Raw genomic sequence first — 18,880 nt, forward strand, 5'->3', positions numbered from 1 at the left:
CAACACGCCTTAGTTGGCTTGTTGTTTTTCAGCTTCACGAAGTCGAGAAGCCAAACGATCAAGAACACCATTGATGTATTTGTGGCTATCGGCACCACCAAAATGTTTGGCCAGCTCAATCGCTTCGTCCAGAACAACACGATACGGGATCTCGAGATGGTCTCGAAGTTCATATGCACCTAAACGTAAGGTTGCCAATTCGACGCCATCCAGGGCACTGAGTTCACGGTCTAGTACCGGAACAAGTAACGTATCCAATGTTTCATGTTGTGCAACCACTTGCGTGAGCAATTCATGATAGTAGCTGAGATCGACCTTGTGCATCGCATTTTCGACACGGGTACGTGCTTCAATTTCATGCACAGGGTTGTGGCTCATTTGCCATTCATAAATGCCTTGTACAGCAAAACGACGTGCTTTACGTTTCGCTGCATAAGCGGCTTGGAGTGTTTGCGACATGCTTTAGATTGCCTTTAACAGATTAACCATTTCAATTGCAGTTAAGGCTGCTTCAGAACCTTTATTACCTGCTTTTGTACCCGAACGTTCAATTGCCTGTTCGATACTGTCAGTTGTCAATACACCATTGATAACCGGAAGACTACTTTCAAGTGCAACCACACCAAGGCCTTTGGCACATTCGCCTGCAACGAAGTCGAAATGTGGAGTACTTCCACGAATGACTGCGCCCAAAGCAATAATGGCATCAAATTTGTTAGAATCAGCCATTTTTTTAGCAACGATTGGCAATTCCCAAGCACCTGGTGCGTAAGCAACAGTGATATTATCCTCGCTAACGCCATGACGTTTCAAGGTGTCAATTGCACCTTCGAGTAAATGCTCAACGACAAAACTGTTAAAACGACCCACTAAAATCGCGTAACGGCCTTCGCTCGCGAGATGTAATAAACCTTCAATACGGCGAATTGCCATAACAACCTCGATTAGTTTTCTAGAGTTTGATCTGCGGTGATGTATTTCACCACTTCCAAGTTAAAGCCAGACAGTGCGTTAAAACGTAAAGGTGAACTGAGCAGATTCATTTTTTCCACGCCCAAATCACGTAAAATTTGTGCACCGACCCCAATCGTTTGATATTGCTGTGACAGCGCAGCATTTGATTTTAACGGTTTCGGTTTGGTCAAGCTTTCAAGGGCAGGGCCCAAATCTTGTAAATGATCCTGTCCAATCCAGACCAATACGCCACGCTCTGCGGCAGCAATGGTGCTTAAAGCACGATCCAGATTCCACGCCGGCTCACCGCCTTGCTTATTGAGTTTGAGCAAGTCGCGGGTCGGGTTAAAGCCATGAACACGCACGGTGGTAACGCCTTCACGCGGTTCACCTTTGACCAGTGCCAGATGGATATCCGGATTTCCAACTTCACGGTAGCGGAAGAGCTCAAAGTGACCGTATTCAGTTTCGATAGTTTGCTGGCTCAAGCGCTCGACCGTCTGTTCATTGGTCATACGGTAATGAATGAGATCGGCAATGGTTCCAATCTTTAAACCATGCTTTTCTGCAAAGACTTCTAAATCGGGGCGACGTGCCATGGTGCCGTCTTCGTTGATGATTTCGCAAATCACCGATGCAGGTTCAAGCCCGGCTAGACGAGCCAGATCACAGCCTGCTTCAGTATGACCGGCACGGTGAAGAACACCGCCTGGTTGTGCCATTAAAGGAAAGATATGACCCGGTTGTACAATATCGCTTGGTTTGGCATGCGCAGCCACGGCAGTGCGAATGGTGTGGGCACGTTCTGCTGCCGAAATACCGGTGGTGATGCCTTCTGCGGCTTCGATCGACAAGGTAAAGTTCGTGCTGTGCTGTGCGCCGTTCTGGTCGACCATGAGCGGCAGGTTTAACTGCTGGCAGCGTTCGCGGCTTAGGGTCAGGCAGACCAGTCCACGCGCGTGCGTGATCATAAAGTTGATGTCTTGCGGACGTACATGCGTCGCAGCAATGACAAGATCACCTTCATTTTCACGGTCTTCATCATCAATTAGAATGACCATTTTGCCTGCACGGATATCTTCGACAAGCGCTTCCACATCACTTAGTGGCATAAGCCTTTCCCTTCTCACTGTGTCCGAAGACGATTATCTTTCACAATTTGCAGCATAGTTTAGCGTGTTTTCACCGAATTTGCCTATGCTGCATGCATTTACTTTCTGGCATCTCTTTATACACAGAACCGAAGTCACTTGAAAAGCCTAAATGGATCGAAATTAAAGCATTCTGTCCACGAAATAATCAACGTTTTAGTCATAAAAAGAATGAACTTTTCGCATTTTCTGATAATTCAACCCATAAAAAACAAAAAAACCCGCCAGCGCGGGTTTTGGTGATGTGAAAGCGGACTTAGATTTTTGAGGTATGGTCTAAAGAGGCATCAATCGATGCGCGCGCCTTTTTTCCCATCAGAATCTCGGTGCGAATACGCTGTGCAGTCTCGGCGCAGTCATTGTTCATACCGTTCATCATAAAGGCATGACGGGTCATCACATTACTTGGATTCGGCATGGCAACCAACTGGAAGGCCTCACCCACTACTTTAAGCTGATGGTGATTGAGGTGCAATGCAGATTCTTTGGCATGCAAATAGCCAGTCAGGCGCTGCGCTGCCTCGAGTGGATTAAGTTGCATGGCCTCAACGGCAGTCGAGACGGCAAAACGGGTTTGCAGGGCAAAACGTTTGTCTTCACGATAACGCTTGTACAGTACGTCAGAAAGCAACTGGAACACGGCACCTGTCATGAGTAAACACAGTGTACCTTGTGTAGTTGGCTTACTCATGATCAAGTTGGCGCCCTGCTGCTGAAATTCATTGACCACCTGAATCTCGTTTGGATTCACATGGTAATGCTTGCAGCTCAGCTCAATGCTTTTTTGTAAAAAGATCTGGCAGAGCTTGAAGTAGGGCACCGAAACAGACTGGTTGACGCTATTGAGTAATTGTTTCGGATCGTAAAACTGAATATTCAGTGCCACCGCCTGATCGCCTTGCGTGTGCTCAGGCAATACCACGTCTGGAATCTGAATGGCTTTTTGCTGCGCCTGCTGTTTGGCCTGTGCCACCAAGGTGATGGTATTTTGCTTTTCTGTTTCAAGCGCCTGAATCAATTGCTGGATTTCATGCTTTAAGCGAGTTTCACTGTTGATGCGTGCCAAATATTCACTGCGGCTTGGTCGAGCAATGGCGCGATATGCCAGCCAGAGGAGCAAGTGAATCACAAACATGGCCAAAATGGTCAACCACTGGGTTCTTAAGATTTCACCAATGCTGGGTTTAATCAGCGTGATTTCAATGGTGCCGACTTTCTTTTCGTTTTGCAGTGCATCCCGTACAAACACTTCGCCTTGGCGAGTTTTTTCCATACCACTGGTGGCCAGTACCTGCTTGTTGGCATCCAGAATACGGATTGAGGCCACGCTTGGGTTGGTGGCATAACGGTTGGCAATCAATGCCAAAGATACCGTATTGGCCGGTTCCAGCTCGGTCAGACTGTCGGTGACCAGTTGACTGGTCATCAGTTGCCCCTGACTCGCACGGTTCTCATTGAGTTGATGGGTGGTTGCAATCACCATTAAAAAGGTATGCAAAGCAAAACTTACGATTAATAGGCTAGCAAATAGCCCTTGTCGAGGTGCATTCAACGTAAACTTCCAAGGCAAATAGATTCAATTTCGATTATGATTCTTACAATAGTTGTAGCTCAAACCCGAGTCAATTCATGCGAGAAATCATTCTTATCTCTTTTTTGGGACCCGACCAACCTAATCAGTTCACCCGATTAATGCAGGTATTGTCCGTTCATTCCTTACATATTCTAGATGTCGGCCAGGCCGTTATTCATAATCAGCTCACCTTGGGCATCGTGGTTGCATCCGATGACGAAACCGCTACAGCACTAGCGATGAAGGAAATTTTGATTCTAGCACATGATATTGGACTGACTGTGCGCTTTAAACCCATCTCAAGTGCAGAATACGATCAGTGGGTCAGCGAAGGTGGCCGTACACGCTATATCGTGACTGCATTGGCGCCAGAATTGACCGCTTCACATTTACAAGCTGTTACCAAAATTGTCTCCGATCAGGGCTTCAATATTGAAACAGTGACCCGTTTGTCGGGCCGCCCAGCACTGGGTTCGCAGCAAGATGCACCGCAACGTGCCTGTGTACAGTTTGGTTTAAGTGGGCAAATGCTCGATGCTCAGGCCATGCGTGCGGCATGTTTAAGTCTTTCTGGTGAACTCAATATCGATGTGGCAGTTCAAGAAGACAACGCCTATCGCCGTAATCGTCGTTTGGTCTGTTTCGATATGGATTCGACCCTGATTGAGCAAGAAGTGATTGACGAACTGGCATGTGAAGCAGGTGTTGGCGAGCAGGTGGCTGAAATTACCGAGCGTGCCATGCAGGGCGAGCTGGATTTCCAGCAAAGCTTCCGTGCACGTGTGGCCTTGCTTAAAGGTTTGGATGCCTCGGTACTGCCGCGTATTGCTGAACGCCTGACCATTACCGAAGGGGCAGAGCGTCTGATTTCGACTTTAAAAGCATTGGGCTACCGCACCGCGATTTTATCGGGTGGTTTTCAATATTTTGCCGAATATCTACAAGATAAACTCGGTATAGACGAAGTACATGCCAATATTTTAGATGTTGAGGCAGGTGTGGTGACTGGTGAGGTCAAAGGTGCCATTGTTGATGGCGCCCGTAAAGCCGAACTGTTGCGTGATCTGGCACAGCGAATGGGCATTTCACTTGAACAGGCCATTGCAGTTGGTGATGGCGCGAACGATCTGCCAATGCTGTCGATTGCCGGATTGGGTGTGGCATTTCGTGCCAAGCCATTGGTGCGTCAAAATGCCAATCAGGCCATTTCGAGTGTAGGTTTGGACGGTGTACTGTATTTACTTGGGGTACATGACAAGGATCTGACACGTGCCTAAAAGGCTCGATTTTCAGGCTTTGAACGCTGCTCGATGAGCGGCGTTTTTTATATGAAATTCCCATCCAATCCAGCCCTTTAGCCCAATACGTCGATTGATAAATTTTGAAACGTATCGCGCAAAAAAAAATTAAAAAACACAGCTTTTTGAGGATATGGCGTTGTAATGACACGCCAACAACGATCAGCTCTAGAACGGCGCTTTTTTTGATGGTTGAAAATGTGTAATGACAAAATAATGTTGCGACAGGGTGTGTCGTCACAAGCCATTTTGACTCTTTTTTTCTAAAAAAAACCCTCCATAATGCAGCTACAGACAAAAACAGATGCGTTGTTGAATGCACGATGTTGAATGCGTGAAGGGACTTAACTTGATGTTCTGCTCGGGATGCAGAAACTTAATCTTAGACGGAGGTTTAGTATGGTAACAGCCAGCTTCGCCACACTGCTTGGTGTCGGGATGATCGTGCTTGCACTAGCTGTTGTATTCTTTTCGCCGTACCGTCATTGGCTCGGTTTCATGTTTGCAGGTATGTTTTTTTGGGGCTTGATCGAGGTTGTACGTTTTGGGGTACAGACCGTATTTGAACTGCCGGTCACCTACAGTTATCTTGCGGCATTAAGCCTGTCGATGGTCACGGTCACCATCATTCTACTGCGAGAAGACAAGCGCGCACAAAAAGCCTTGGCAAATCGTCAGTATATCGAACACACCCCTGTCTATGAGGACGATCAGCAGCAATATTCGAGCCGCTAAACGGTGTGATCCAGTCATAAATCAGGTGCAGTCCGGCTGTGCCTTTTTTACTTTTTTTATCATCTTTTATGAACGAAACACAGTATAGCTGCCGATACATTTGTGCTAGGATGACCCAGTTCATTTTTTGATAAGAATACAAATAGGCTTAAATGTCATGAAACTTTCTTCTCTACCTGTCGTGAAGTTACCTCTGGTCGACTTAAGTACCGATCCGCTTGACTTACTGGTCATGGGTTTGGCTTTACGTATGAAGCAGTTGGCACGTACCTGCCCGAAATTTATTGAACTCACACATGACCGTGCCTTTCGTATTCAGATTGGCACCGATTTGGGTTTTGCGCGCCAAATCATCGTCAATCACGGTCAAATCGAGACAGCCGCGGGCAGTGCAGAAAAAGCAGATTTTATTTTGCAATTTGCCGACAGTGAGCAGGGCGTTAAAACCTTGATCAAAGGTGATCCAACCGCGTTTATGACGGGGATGCAAAATGGCACGATCAAAATGGAAGGCGATTTTAGTCTGTTGGTCTGGTTTAATCAGGCAGCAAAACTGATTCCACCAAAGCTACCAAAGCCAGTGAAGCTCAAGATCAAGCAAGCTCGCCAGTTTTTAAAAGAAAAAACCGGCAAATCGTTCTAAGTCAGAAGAGATGTGTACAGCAGGCGCACGGTATCGGGCGCCTGTTTTTTTAAGGTCAGTTTTAAATCTCGAGCTGAAACGTCACTGGGCCATCGTTGATCAGATGCACTTTCATATCGGCTGCAAATATTCCGGTTTCAACGTGAGCAAATTGCGATTTGGCATACTCCACCAATTGTTCATAGAGTACTTTGGCATCTTGCGGTGGCATCGCTGGCCCGAAATCGGGACGCAAGCCTTTTTGGGTCTGAGCCATTAAGGTAAACTGTGACACCAGCAGTAAGCCACCCTGTGCCTGATCGATATTCCAGCCCATTTTGCCGTTTTCATCATCGAAAATCCGGTACTTTAAAATCTTATCGATCAGTTTTTTACCTTTGTCGAGGTCATCGTCTTTACCTAGACCTAAAAAAACCAGAAGTCCATGCTGGATCGCTCCTGTGGTATGTCCATCGACCACCACGTGGGCTTCAAGGACGCGTTGTAGTAGTGCGCGCATGACAGATCTCAAAAACGAAATGTGCAAAATACTATCAGAAATACAGCAAAAGTCAGCACATTGCCACAGTGCTGACAGGACAAAGGTCTTATACAAATCAAGGTGATTCTTGCCAAAAAAATGTGGTTTAATGCATAAAGCTAACCTGCATGTTTGTTGTCTATGTCTCCAATCATTCATTCATTACTCGATACCGATCTTTATAAATTTACCATGTTGCAGGTGGTGCTACATCAATTCCCCCAGACGCACAGTGTGTACCAGTTTCGCTGCCGTAATCTGGATCAAACGGTTTATCCACTGACGGATATTCTGGATGATCTGAATGAACAACTCGATCACTTATGTGCGCTCAAGTTCAAAGATGATGAACTGCAATATTTGCGTTCCTTTCGATTTATTAAAAGCGACTTTGTCGATTATTTAGAGCTGTTTCAGCTCAAACGCCGTTTTATTCGTGCCAGTATCGATGCCAAAGGCCGTTTGGACATTAGTGTTGAAGGCCCGATGATTCAGGCCATGATGTTTGAGATTTTTGTACTGGCGATTGTCAATGAACTGTATTTCCGGCGTATTCGCACTGAGGCTGTGCTTGAAGAGGGCGAACGACGCCTGCAAGCCAAACTTGAATTACTCAAGCAGTATGAAGCGCAGCACGCAAACGACGAACCGCCATTTCTGGTGTCCGATTTTGGTACCCGTCGTCGCTACAGTCTAGAATGGCAAAGGCACGTGGTCGAGTCGTTTCATCGTAGCTCACCACATGTGTTTCGGGGTACCAGCAATGTATTGCTGGCCAAAGAATTAAATATTACGCCAATTGGTACCATGGCACATGAATTTTTGCAGGCCTTTCAGGCACTTGACGTAAGATTACGCAATTTTCAAAAAGCGGCCCTAGAGGCATGGGTACAAGAATATCGTGGCGATTTGGGTATTGCTCTGACCGATGTGGTGGGGATGGATGCGTTCTTGCGCGATTTCGATCTGTACTTTGCCAAGCTGTTTGATGGGTTGCGTCACGATAGTGGCGACCCGTATGAATGGGGCGACAAGGCCTATGCACATTATCGACAATTAAAAATTGATACCAAAACCAAAATGCTAACTTTCAGCGATGGCCTGACCTTACAAAAGGCATGGGAATTGCATCAGTATTTTAAAGACCGCTTTAAAGTCAGTTTTGGGATTGGCACCAACCTCACCAATGATATGGGGCAAACGCCACTTAATATTGTATTAAAGCTGGTCGAGTGCAATGGACAGTCTGTGGCGAAAATTTCAGACAGTCCGGGCAAAACCATGACCGATAACGACACGTTCTTGGCCTATTTACGTCAGGTATTTGACATTGAAGATGTGGTACTGGTGTAAAAGTGATTGCACCTTTTCTGCTAAAGATGCATGAAAAACAGAAAGACCTGAAAAAAGCCTATGCTAAGATGAGGCATGGCAAACCTAGAGAATGTGATTAAAACGAAATGGCCGTACCTGAAATCAATTTGGGTTTATTGATAGAGCCCGACGAACTGCTGGCGTATCTGGATCATCCGCAGTTGCGTATTGTCGATTTAAGCCGAAGCTCGGTGTATGAACAATTGCATTTGGCACATGCTTACGCGCTTCGTCCGGCACAACTGGTTCGTCAGGAAGAACTCGCTACGGGACTCTTACCCGATCAGGCTCAACTTGAAGCCCTGATTCGCCATTTGAATCTTTCACCCTCACATCATGTAGTGGTCTACGACGACGAAGGTGGTGCATGGGCAGGACGACTGATCTGGACCTTACACTGCCTCGGATTTACCCAAACCAGTTTGCTTAATGGCGGGATTCATGCGTGGCTTGGCGCCGGATTACCCACCACGTCCGAGGTGGATACGGTTGAACCCGTCAGTCATTTATACCCAGTCGATACTTCACATGCTGCCCAATATCAAATCCAGTATGATGAGCTGCGCACCTTGATTGACAGTCAATCGGTACAGCTTTGGGATTGCCGCACACATGACGAATATACCGGATTAAGACTGGCTGCCCGACGCGGTGGACATATGCCCGGCGCACTTCATTTTGAATGGAGTACTGCCCTAAACCGCGAAAATCATCTAAAATTGCATCCATTTGAACGCACTCAGCACCGATTGCAACAGCTCGGCTTTCGTCTTGACCAGCCTGTTATTGTGTATTGTCAGTCCCACCATCGTTCGGGATTGGCGTATATTTTGGCACGTTTGCTTGATTGGCCGGTGCGTGCTTACGACGGGGCATGGAGTGAATGGGGCAATCGCCTCGATAGTCCTGTGATTACTGGAGAACAGCCATTTTGAGCTTAACGACACGATTAAAAAAAGATTTATTTATAAAAGCACAATCGCTTGTGCCACAGCATCAGTTAAGTCGCGTGGTGGGTAAGCTTGCCGAGAGCGAAAATCTGCTGGTCAAAACCGCGGTCATTCAGGCGTTCAAAAGTAAATACGGCATTGATTTATCGATTGCACAACAGGCCGATGCCCTAAAGTACAAATCTTTTAACGAATTTTTTACCCGTGCCTTAAAAGATGGCGTCCGTGTGATCGACAATGCCCAAGACAGTATTGTGTCGCCTGCCGATGGTGCTATTTCACAAATCGGTAGTATCGATGATGGTGAGGTGTTTCAGGCCAAAGGACAGTCTTTTTCGGTTGAAAAACTGATTGGCGATCCGCAACTGGCGCAGCCATTTAAACACGGGCAATTTGCAACGGTGTATCTATCGCCACGCGATTATCATCGTGTGCATATGCCGCTAACAGGCCGTTTAACTGAAACCTTGTATATTCCGGGTGAGCTGTTTTCGGTGAATCAGGTGACAGCCGAAAATATTCCGGGTCTGTTTGCACGTAACGAGCGTATGGTGTGCCTGTTTGATACCGAGCTGGGCCGTATGGCCGTTGTGCTGGTGGGCGCGATGATTGTGGCTGGAATTGAAACCGTGGTCACAGGCAAGGTGAAACCGACTGGACGCCTTGAGCTGAACCATCATGATGTGGTGCTTGAAAAAGGCGATGAGCTGGGTCGTTTTTACTTGGGTTCTACCGCGATTGTTTTGTTTGAAAAAGACAAAATGGCTTGGGAAAGCCAGTTTAAAGCCAACTCGGTGGTGGTTATGGGTGAGAAACTCGGCCACACGCTTTAATCAATATGTGTGTCGTGTACAGCCTGAGTAGACAGGCTGTACATGGTCAAAAATTATGAATGGGTCAAAGCATATTTCAGTAAAATTGAAAGCCCAGAGAAAAAAATCACCACATGAATAATTTTTAAAAATTGTACTTTAGAGAGTTTAAGCGTGATGTGTTTTCCCACGTAGCTGCCAATCAGCATTGATGGTATAAAAAGCAGCATCAGTGCGAAGATGTGCCACGAAAAATACACCCCAGCAAGTGCAAATAGGATGACGCGTAGCAGCGTACTACAGCCAATGAGTGTGGTTTGTGTGATACGGATTTTTTGTGGGTCTTGTAAGCGACCATTTAAATAAATCGAATACATAAATCCGCCACTGCCAAACATGGCACCCAATAACCCACCGCCGAATCCAAAAGGAACAACATGTTTGGAGTCAAAGCGACGCTCAGGTTGAATTCCACTTAATGCATAAAGCGCATAAAGTAAAATAAATACCGCAAAAGCCAATAAAGACGTTTCAGGTTTAATTTTAAGCAGCAATAAAAATCCGATTAGACTACCCACACACATCAGCGGAATCAGCCGTTTAAGCTCGATCATATCGGCTTTTTTACCATCTCTGATGAGATTCGATAGGGCAGCACATAAATCTAGAAGTGCCAGTAAGGGAATAATCTCGGCCAATGGTAAAAACTGGAGGAGAACTGGGCTGGCAATCAGCGCCGTTCCAAAGCCAATCATGCCAAAAATAATATACGAACACAGAACAGCCATGAGCATGACACTGATCTGAACGATGGAAAAATCGATAAAAGCCACGCTAAACTCCGTTTTTATTGTGTGAATCATCGACTGCGCGAGATCGAGATGTGGCAAGCAAGACCTCTACGCAGCAGCTTATGGTTTTAATGAATCTCTTTATGCGTGACGGCTATACGTGCCTCGTGATAGTCACGACTTTGCATTTCTTGTAAGCGCGAAAAGGTGCGCTGAAATTCGAATTTGAGCTTTTCACCTGTGTAGAGCTGTTCAATCGGCTGCTCAGCAGTCAAATACAGCACTACTTTTTGCTCATACAACTCATCAATCAGATAAATAAAGCGTCGCACTGCATCGTAAATGGCGTCCGTTAACTCGGTGATATTGCTAATCAGCACATGGTCATAGCGACGACACAGCTCGATAAAATCTGCCGGACTACGTGCATCGCGGCATAGCCGATCAAAGCTGAACCACGCCACGCGCTCATGTACGCCAAGTGCCTCTAAATCGCGATGATTGATTTGAATCAGCGTGGGATGTGCATTGTGCTGGGTCAGATGCCGATAAATACTGCTTAACCATGCATCGGCCGTTGCATCGAGGGGCGAATAGAAAAACTGATCCAGAACATGGTGGCCTTTTACCACGCGATAATCGAGGGCATTGCCAATCTTGAGAATGTGGCAATGCGTATGAATATGGCGGATGGTCGGTAAGAAACGCTCTCGATGTAAGCCATGCTTGTACAAATTATCTGGATCGATATTTGACGTTGCCACTAAAATCACGCGCTTGGCAAACAGTAAGTTAAACAGATTGGACAAGATCATCGCATCAGTGACATTACTGACAAAAAACTCATCGAAGCAAATCAGTTTATATTTTTTAATCAGGTCATTGGCAATGTGCTGAAGTGGATCACGCGTGCCGCGGTAATGCACCAGCTGCTGATGAATGTTTTTTAGAAAATGATGAAAATGGATGCGGACTTTCTTTTTATAGCTTAAGGACTGGTAAAAAATATCCATCAGCCATGTTTTACCGCTGCCAACGCTGCCCCACATATAAAGCCCACGAATAGGGCGCTGTATAAAAAATGCTTTGGGGCGTTCCAGTTTCTCCCAGATCTCATTTAATTGTTCAATTGCCGCCTGCTGCGAAGGATCAGCCAAAATGGCTTGCTGCTGAATCAGAGCCTGATAGTACTGTTTTGGGCTCTGGCCGGTGTACTGTGTCATGTCGATTGCTCGTATAGCCCATCTTGAAGGGGGCTTGATCAAGATTTGTTATGATTATAAAAACAATAACCGCCACTATACGCAGATTATGGCGGTTTTAACAGATGGAATCAGCATGTTGTGCTGCCCAGCAATACAGAGCAGAGGGTGTGTTTACATCATCTGGTACAAACGTTCTTTGGGGAAAATGGCCTTAAACGTCGAACCTTCATTTTCTTTAGATACGACATCGAGATAAGCGCCGTGCTGCATCAGCACATGTTTAACGATGGCCAGCCCAAGACCCGTTCCGCCTGTGGCACGGCTGCGGGCGCTGTCGACACGGTAAAAACGTTCGGTCAAACGCGGCAAGTGTTTGGGATCTATACCAATGCCGTTGTCTTGTACGGTAAAGTAGCCGTGTTCGCCATCGTCGTGCCAACCAATGGTAATAATTCCGCCCTTGGGCGTGTACTTGATGGCATTGGTGATCAGATTACTAAAGGCGCTGGCAATTTCCATATCGGAGCCAATCAGATCACAGTGGCTGTCGATATCCAGATTTAGGGTATGTCCGTAGTCAACATTGTAGGCTTGGGCGTCGTCAAAAAGCTGATTCATCAGACTTGGCATTTCAATGATCTGATTTTTGGCAATGGTTTTATTATTTTCCAGATTCGAAAGTAACAGCAGATCATTCACCAGTGCATTCATGCGTTTGGTTTGTGATTGCATTTGATCGAAAGCGCGTTTCCAGCGTGGATTTAAATCTTCCTGATCGGTGAACGTTTCGATATAGCCGCTCAAAACGGTCAGAGGCGTACGTAATTCATGCGAAATATTGTCGACAAAATCTTTACGCATCTGCTCAAGATTGTGAATTCGGGTGACATCGTAGGCCACCAGCAAACGACTTTGCTCGCCAAAACGGGTCAATTTGATCTGTACATACTGATCGTCAAACAACGACGATTTGATTTTGATGCCGTCGGGCGCCTGATCAATATGATTAAAATATTCAATAAATTTGGGCTGGCGTAAAATACTTAAAATATTGTGACCGCGATCGAGAATCTTGATGCCCAGTAAACCTTCTGCCGCTGGGTTACACCATTCAATCTGGTGCAGGTCATCAATTAGCACCACGGCTTCATTGAGTGCAATCAATGACGATTGCGCACGGTCAATCAGTCCGACCATTTCGGCCTGTACAATCCGCTCTTGACGCTGTGCCCGATATACATTGAATAACAATGCGCCCCAGATACCGTTTAAATTGGGCGGGGTATCGTAGGGACGATTCGAGATCCATTCATTAACAATGTACAACGACCGAAGCTGCAAGCCAAAAAAAATCAGAAAGGCAATAAAAATACCGGCCCAAAAGTAGCCCAAACCCAGACCAATACAGGCGGCAATCACCAGAAGAAAGGCCAGTAGGCGTAAATCCTGTTTGGCAAATGCCCATAAGCTACTGTAACGAAAGCGTTTATGCTCACGCGCCAGTTCGGGGACAGGATACGGTTCGTACATAGTCAAGTCTTAGCCTGCTGCCAAATCTGCGCGGGTCGAGAAGCGATATCCCGTGCCACGCACGGTCTGTACAAAACGATCGACACCAAAAGGTTCGAGTACCTTACGCAGGCGTCGGATATGTACATCAATAGTTCGGTCTTCAATATAAACATTGCCACCCCAGACCTGATCGAGCAACTGTGCGCGGGTATAGGCGCGTTCAGGATGGGTCATAAAAAAGGCCAAAAGACGATACTCGGTTGGCCCCATGTCTAAGATATTGCTGCCAAAACTGACACGCTGACTGACTGGATCTAAAATCAAGCCGTTGGCATCAATTACTTTTTCACCGCTGAGTGCATTGGCACGACGCAACACGGCTTTAATGCGAGAGACCAATTCACGTGTGGAAAACGGTTTGGTCATGTAGTCGTCTGCACCTGCATCTAGGCCTTGTACCTTATGGTCTTCTTCGCCACGTGCAGTGAGCATAATCACTGGAATTTCAGCCAGATTTTCGTCACGTTTGAGACGGCGACACAGATCGACCCCACTGATCCCGCCGGGTAACATCCAGTCGAGTAATACCAGAACTGGGCGCTGATCGACAATCATCTGATGTGCCTGTTTCGCATCTTCTGCCTGCAAACATTGAAAGCCTGCCATATCCAAAGAGGTATGGATCATTTCGCGGATGGGTAATTCATCATCGACGATTAAAATATAGTCATCTTTCACAGCGCAATATCCTATAAGGGTTCAAACGGTAAACCGCTTTTATTTATGACAGGCTTATTACAAAGATTAATTATGACAGTATCATTGCAAAAATTGCACTGAAGTGGATTTTTGCAATGAATTGTGACAAATAAAACCACAATCCGATCGTTTAATACGGGCGTCGTCATTGAGATTTCATCGATCTAGGCTGTGGTCAAGCTTTAGATTGAGCCGGATCGTGTGACAGCTTTTCCAGCAGCGACACAAACACAATCCGGCAGGCAAACAGCACATCATCTAGAGATTGTTTGAAGCCACCCATCACCCAGCGAATCGCCACCTGTGTGACATAACCGTTCAGACCTGAAGAAACCAGTGAAAGCTCTTGCTCGCTATAACGTAGATTGGGCATGCTCAGCATCACCAGTGCCTGAATCATGCGATCAAAACGCATCATGGTTTCTTGAATGGTGGCCTGATTATGTAATTCCTGTACCAGCATGGCATCGATATAAATAATACGCGCCAAGCGTGGATCGTCTTTAAGGGTGCGTAAGAGAGCAGTTAAGCCCGCATCGATCATGTTTTCCGGCGTGGCGTTGTGTTTCATGACGGCTTGCATCACATTATTTTGCAGCGTTTCGATCTGTTTTAAAAAGATCGTCTGAAACAGGTCTTCGCTCTTTTTAAAAGATTCGTAAAAGTAACGCTCTGTGAGCTTGGCTTGATTACAAATGTCTTTGACGGTTACAGAAAAAAAGCCTGAAGTGCCATAGGCTTCAATTCCAGCTTCGATAAGTTTTTCTCGTCTTGCCGTTTTCCGCTCAGTCAGGGACAGCCCCTTAAACTGGCGCTCCTGCGATTTTTTTTTGGAAGACGACGCACTGTGTCGATCAAGTTTGGCTGCGGTCATCGCTGCAAGGGTTCTCCGAAAGTCTGTTGTTAGTGTAGCAAGTTTTTTTACAAATGACCGAATCAGTCATCGGCTGGTGTTGGTATTTGCTGGTACTTGGACTATATTGACAATGTGGATTGTCAAAAATATAGTGATGTTGAGTGCGACGTGGCAAAATGGGTCAATCGCTCAAACTTGAAGGAAGCGAACATGAAAAATTTTAAAAATAAAGTGGCAGCGATTACCGGTGCAGGTTCAGGGATTGGTCAGCAATTGGCGCTATTGCTTGCAAAAGAAGGCTGTCACTTGTCGTTGAGTGATGTAAACGAAGCAGGCTTAGAGGCCACAGTTGCGCTACTTAAACCCTATCAAATTCGCGTGACCACCAAAAAAGTCGATGTGGCCGACCGCCACGCTGTTAAGCAGTGGGCACAAGAAACCGTGCAAAACCACGGCTCGGTCAATATGATCTTCAACAATGCCGGTGTCGCGCTTGGCTCAACAGTTGAAGGCGAAAGCTATGAAGATCTGGAATGGATAATGAACATTAACTTTTGGGGCGTGATTTATGGCACCAAAGAGTTTTTGCCGCTGATTAAACAAAGCAAAGAGGGGCATATTATCAATATTTCCAGTCTTTTTGGTTTGACGGCGCAGCCCACCCAATCGGCTTATAATGCATCAAAATTTGCAGTACGTGGCTTTACCGAATCGTTGCGTCAAGAACTGGATATTGAAAATTGTGGCGTAAGCGCATTATGTGTTCATCCGGGAGGAATTCGAACCAATATTGCCAACGCTGCCAAAATGAATGACAGCTTGAAAACACTGGGAATGCATCCGGAAAAATCGATCAAATCGTTTAATAAGCTGTTGCGTTGCCCACCTGAAGAGGCGGCTCGCCAAATCTTAGATGCGGTGCGTAAAGACAAGCGCCGTGTACTGATTGGTAACGATGCCAAGACACTGGATCTAATGCAGCGTCTGTTCCCAACGGGATACCAGAAAGTGACTGCACTGGCGACGTCAATGAGTAAAAAATTCTAAGTATTTCATGCCATGCGCTGAAAAAAAGGACCGATACAGTATCGGTCCTTTTTTTATCGCCCTAATTAAATCAGTGCGCGAACGGCCTTTTTCTTCCAGACAAACTGATAATAAGCCGCCTGTAAAAAACTCAAGCATACAAAAGCCAGCGCATAAGCAATCCAGATACCTTTTAAGCCCCACATTGAACTGAACCAATAAGCACAAGGGACTTCAATCAATAAGATGGCCACAATATTAATGATCATCGGCACATTCACTGTCCCGCTGGCACGCATGATCGAGGCAAAAATTGAACCGGCGCCAAAAAATAAAATCGACCAGAGTACAATAAACAGCAATTCTTGACCCAACTCGACCACACTTGGATCAGTGATAAACAGTGCCATTAAATACTTTGAAAATAAATACGCTAAAACCACCAGACTACCAGTAATGGCGATGTTCATTCCTAAAGCCGTACGCGTGACTCGGGACAATAGATCCGATTTCCCCATACCAATTGCTTGTGCCCCAAAAATAGAAGCCGCAATCGAGATAGAGAGTGCCGGAAACTGAATATAATTTAACACTTGATTCACTGCACCATAGGCCGCAGTTGCATTGGCACCGAAGCGATTGACCAGCCCGACAATGACCAGTCCAGCCACCGAGGTGGTGATCATCTGAATACCGGTTGGAATACCCAAACGTAAAATCAGTGGACTGACTTCGCGGTTATGCCGAATATGACGCAGCAGTGCCCAGTCGGGCTTCAGCGGATGATTCTTTTTATTCAGGTAAATCGCCAGAAACCCTAAAACCAATACATAACCGAAAATAGTTGCAATGGCGGGTGAGACAATGCCCATTTTGGGAAAACCAAAATAACCGCCGATTAACACAGGTGTGATCACCAGCCCAATCAAGCTGGTCATGCCGAGCGCAATCAATGGCGTGATGCTGTCGCCTACACCACGCAAGATCGAGGTATAAATAATATAGACAAACAACAGTGGACTACCCGCCAGCATCCATTGCACATAGGGCAACGACAAATGCATCACTTTGGCATCGGTGCCCAGAAGGGTCAGAATTTCACGGCTAAAGAACACGCCGAGTCCTGCAATCACACAACCTATGATGAGGGTCATAAACAACGTAGAGCCGACTACGGTTCGGACTTTTTCAATATTTTGTGCGCCCCAAGCCTGACCAATTAAGACTGTAGAGCCTGCCGATAGCCCAATAATAAACGCCATCATACAAAACAGAATTGGAAAAAAGACGGCCACTGCCGCAACGGCATTGACACCCATCATTTGTCCGACAAAGACGGTATTAATGGTTCCCGATAGACTTTGTAAGGTATTGGTTGCAATTAAAGGAAGCAAAAAAATTAAAAATGTTTTCCATAACTTCTGCTCTGTAATCAACGAGCGTTTTGGGGACATTGGCTCTCCTTGGCACGTGCGATTTTATTGATCTTTGATTTCAAAATAGCACGTGCGGGGTAGGGTATAGTGAATATATTTTCTATTTTATGATAGCCAAGGCGAGCACTCTGCAAGACGCTGTGTCGCTTGTGTGAGTGTCTGTTCTGTTTTTGCAAAGCAGAAGCGGATTAAACGCATCTTCGGATCGGGTGATTGATAAAAAACACTTAAGGGAATAGCCACCACACCATACTGTTCAGCCAAGAAATAGCACATCTCGACATCGGTTAAATCGGGTCGAATGGCGCTGTAATCGACGCATTGGAAATATGTTCCCGGTGTGGGCGTAAACTGAAAATGGCTTGCGCTGAGCCCTTGATTAAACAGATCGCGTTTGGCCTGATAAAAATCAGGAAGCGCTGGAATATGGGTGGGGTGCTGGCGCATGTACTCAGCCAATGCAACTTGTGCTGGGGTATTGCCACAAAAATTGGCATATTGATAAATTTGCCGAAAGCCCTGCATGAGCACTGGACTGGCCACGCAGTAGCCGGTTTTCCAGCCAGTCACATGAAAGGTTTTACCAAATGAACCCACCACAAAACTACGTGCCCTGAGCGCTGGAAAATGCAACGCGCTATAATGACGCTGCTGATCGAAGACCAGATGCTCATAGACTTCATCGGACAACACCAGTAAGTCATGCTGTTCGACCAGCTCAATCAGCTGCTGCCAGTCGTCTAATGACCATAGTGTTCCGGTGGGATTATGCGGGGTATTGACAATAATCATGCGGGTATGTGGGCGGATTGCGGCCTTCACCTCGCTCCAGTCCACCGCAAAATTGGGTGCCTTAAGCGCAATATGGACCGGAATTCCACCCGCGGCCCGCACTGCCGGTGCGTAACTGTCATAGCTGGGATCAAATACAATCACTTCATCGCCAGCCTGCACCACCGCTTGAATCGCTGCAAAAATCCCAATGGTGGCTCCCGGCGTGATGGTTACTTCATGCACAGGATCAATCAGGAGCTGATCGCGGCTCAGAAACAATGCTGCAACCTGTTCCCTTAGGGGCAGCCAGCCATCGCCCGGTGCATATTGATTATAACCACTGCGTGTCGCATCACACAGGGCTTCAATTAGTGCATCGGGTGCGGCAAAGTCAGGAAATCCCTGAGACAGATTAATGGCTTTAAGGCGCTGTGCCAGAGCAGTCATGGTGCTAAAAATGGTCACACCCTGATTGGCCAGCTTAAACTGAAGGGGCTGCATTGGTTGAATG

Annotated in this window: 19 protein-coding genes; 7 read left to right on the forward strand and 12 right to left on the reverse strand. The window is 46.3% G+C overall.

Annotated features, from left to right (window positions below; translation table 11 throughout):
• Nucleotides 1-9: 9 nt before the first annotated feature.
• The 4 genes from nusB to KCV09_RS12470 form a co-directional block, all read right to left on the reverse strand.
• Nucleotides 10-459, reverse strand: coding sequence for a transcription antitermination factor NusB (gene nusB / locus KCV09_RS12455; protein ID WP_004933735.1), 450 nt, complete (start codon nt 457-459; stop codon nt 10-12).
• 3 nt (nt 460-462) lie between these two features.
• Nucleotides 463-933: a 6,7-dimethyl-8-ribityllumazine synthase gene (gene ribH / locus KCV09_RS12460; RefSeq protein WP_212515227.1), complete on the reverse strand. Its 471-nt coding sequence runs from the start codon at nt 931-933 to the stop codon at nt 463-465.
• Between the two features lie 11 nt (nt 934-944).
• Nucleotides 945-2,066, reverse strand: a complete 1,122-nt coding sequence (gene ribBA, locus KCV09_RS12465) for a bifunctional 3,4-dihydroxy-2-butanone-4-phosphate synthase/GTP cyclohydrolase II (protein ID WP_004944690.1) — start codon at nt 2,064-2,066, stop codon at nt 945-947.
• A gap of 295 nt (nt 2,067-2,361) precedes the next feature.
• The gene (locus KCV09_RS12470; RefSeq protein WP_171063718.1) at nt 2,362-3,675 is read right to left on the reverse strand and encodes a hypothetical protein; all 1,314 of its coding nucleotides are present in this window, start codon (nt 3,673-3,675) and stop codon (nt 2,362-2,364) included.
• A 59-nt stretch (nt 3,676-3,734) separates the two neighbouring features.
• Here KCV09_RS12470 and serB point away from each other — a divergent pair, with 59 nt between their 5' ends.
• The 3 genes from serB to KCV09_RS12485 all read left to right on the forward strand — a co-directional run bounded on the left by serB (nt 3,735) and on the right by KCV09_RS12485 (nt 6,354).
• Nucleotides 3,735-4,955 carry a phosphoserine phosphatase SerB gene (gene serB / locus KCV09_RS12475; RefSeq protein ID WP_004933741.1) on the forward strand — a complete coding sequence of 407 codons (1,221 nt, stop codon included), beginning with the start codon at nt 3,735-3,737 and terminating at the stop codon, nt 4,953-4,955.
• A gap of 420 nt (nt 4,956-5,375) precedes the next feature.
• Nucleotides 5,376-5,711, forward strand: coding sequence for a ciprofloxacin tolerance protein AciT (gene aciT / locus KCV09_RS12480; RefSeq protein WP_004933743.1), 336 nt, complete (start codon nt 5,376-5,378; stop codon nt 5,709-5,711).
• A 157-nt stretch (nt 5,712-5,868) separates the two neighbouring features.
• Complete coding sequence (locus KCV09_RS12485) at nt 5,869-6,354, forward strand: hypothetical protein (RefSeq protein ID WP_004933745.1); 486 nt, start codon at nt 5,869-5,871, stop codon at nt 6,352-6,354.
• A gap of 61 nt (nt 6,355-6,415) precedes the next feature.
• Here KCV09_RS12485 and dtd read toward each other — a convergent pair whose 3' ends face one another.
• Nucleotides 6,416-6,853 (reverse strand): D-aminoacyl-tRNA deacylase, encoded by a 438-nt coding sequence (gene dtd / locus KCV09_RS12490; RefSeq protein ID WP_004944700.1) that lies wholly within the window; start codon nt 6,851-6,853, stop codon nt 6,416-6,418.
• Nucleotides 6,854-7,015: 162 nt separating this feature from the next.
• On the opposite strand from dtd, the gene pncB reads away from it, so the two are divergent.
• The 3 genes from pncB (at nt 7,016) to asd (ending at nt 10,031) form a co-directional block, all read left to right on the forward strand.
• Nucleotides 7,016-8,227 (forward strand): nicotinate phosphoribosyltransferase, encoded by a 1,212-nt coding sequence (pncB, locus tag KCV09_RS12495; RefSeq protein WP_151815479.1) that lies wholly within the window; start codon nt 7,016-7,018, stop codon nt 8,225-8,227.
• A gap of 107 nt (nt 8,228-8,334) precedes the next feature.
• The gene (locus tag KCV09_RS12500) at nt 8,335-9,183 is read left to right on the forward strand and encodes a sulfurtransferase (protein WP_048765248.1); all 849 of its coding nucleotides are present in this window, start codon (nt 8,335-8,337) and stop codon (nt 9,181-9,183) included.
• Complete coding sequence (asd, locus tag KCV09_RS12505) at nt 9,180-10,031, forward strand: archaetidylserine decarboxylase (protein WP_151815478.1); 852 nt, start codon at nt 9,180-9,182, stop codon at nt 10,029-10,031. Before KCV09_RS12500 ends, asd begins: the two co-directional genes overlap by 4 nt.
• 53 nt (nt 10,032-10,084) lie before the next feature.
• Here the strand turns inward: asd and KCV09_RS12510 are convergent, their stop codons facing one another.
• The 5 genes from KCV09_RS12510 to KCV09_RS12530 form a co-directional block, all read right to left on the reverse strand.
• Nucleotides 10,085-10,843 carry a sulfite exporter TauE/SafE family protein gene (locus KCV09_RS12510; RefSeq protein WP_151815477.1) on the reverse strand — a complete coding sequence of 253 codons (759 nt, stop codon included), beginning with the start codon at nt 10,841-10,843 and terminating at the stop codon, nt 10,085-10,087.
• Between the two features lie 86 nt (nt 10,844-10,929).
• The gene (gene zapE / locus KCV09_RS12515) at nt 10,930-12,024 is read right to left on the reverse strand and encodes a cell division protein ZapE (protein ID WP_151746038.1); all 1,095 of its coding nucleotides are present in this window, start codon (nt 12,022-12,024) and stop codon (nt 10,930-10,932) included.
• A gap of 153 nt (nt 12,025-12,177) precedes the next feature.
• Nucleotides 12,178-13,536 carry a phosphate regulon sensor histidine kinase PhoR gene (phoR, locus tag KCV09_RS12520; RefSeq protein WP_004933769.1) on the reverse strand — a complete coding sequence of 453 codons (1,359 nt, stop codon included), beginning with the start codon at nt 13,534-13,536 and terminating at the stop codon, nt 12,178-12,180.
• Nucleotides 13,537-13,545: 9 nt separating this feature from the next.
• Nucleotides 13,546-14,256, reverse strand: a complete 711-nt coding sequence (gene phoB, locus KCV09_RS12525; RefSeq protein WP_004933773.1) for a phosphate regulon transcriptional regulator PhoB — start codon at nt 14,254-14,256, stop codon at nt 13,546-13,548.
• A 196-nt stretch (nt 14,257-14,452) separates the two neighbouring features.
• On the reverse strand, nt 14,453-15,151 hold the full coding sequence (locus KCV09_RS12530) for a TetR/AcrR family transcriptional regulator (RefSeq protein ID WP_048765255.1): 699 nt from the start codon (nt 15,149-15,151) through the stop codon (nt 14,453-14,455).
• 192 nt (nt 15,152-15,343) lie between these two features.
• On the opposite strand from KCV09_RS12530, the gene KCV09_RS12535 reads away from it, so the two are divergent.
• Nucleotides 15,344-16,180, forward strand: a complete 837-nt coding sequence (locus KCV09_RS12535; RefSeq protein WP_004933779.1) for an SDR family NAD(P)-dependent oxidoreductase — start codon at nt 15,344-15,346, stop codon at nt 16,178-16,180.
• Between the two features lie 65 nt (nt 16,181-16,245).
• Here the strand turns inward: KCV09_RS12535 and KCV09_RS12540 are convergent, their stop codons facing one another.
• Both KCV09_RS12540 and KCV09_RS12545 read right to left on the reverse strand, forming a co-directional pair.
• Nucleotides 16,246-17,613 (reverse strand): MATE family efflux transporter, encoded by a 1,368-nt coding sequence (locus KCV09_RS12540; RefSeq protein WP_004933784.1) that lies wholly within the window; start codon nt 17,611-17,613, stop codon nt 16,246-16,248.
• 87 nt (nt 17,614-17,700) lie between these two features.
• A complete protein-coding gene (locus tag KCV09_RS12545; protein WP_151815484.1) occupies nt 17,701-18,870 on the reverse strand; it encodes a methionine aminotransferase in 1,170 nt (389 codons plus the stop codon).
• Between the last annotated feature and the right edge of the window lie 10 nt (nt 18,871-18,880).

The sequence above is a fragment of the Acinetobacter soli genome, assembly GCF_018139125.1.
GTDB classification, from domain to species: Bacteria; Pseudomonadota; Gammaproteobacteria; order Pseudomonadales; family Moraxellaceae; genus Acinetobacter; species Acinetobacter soli.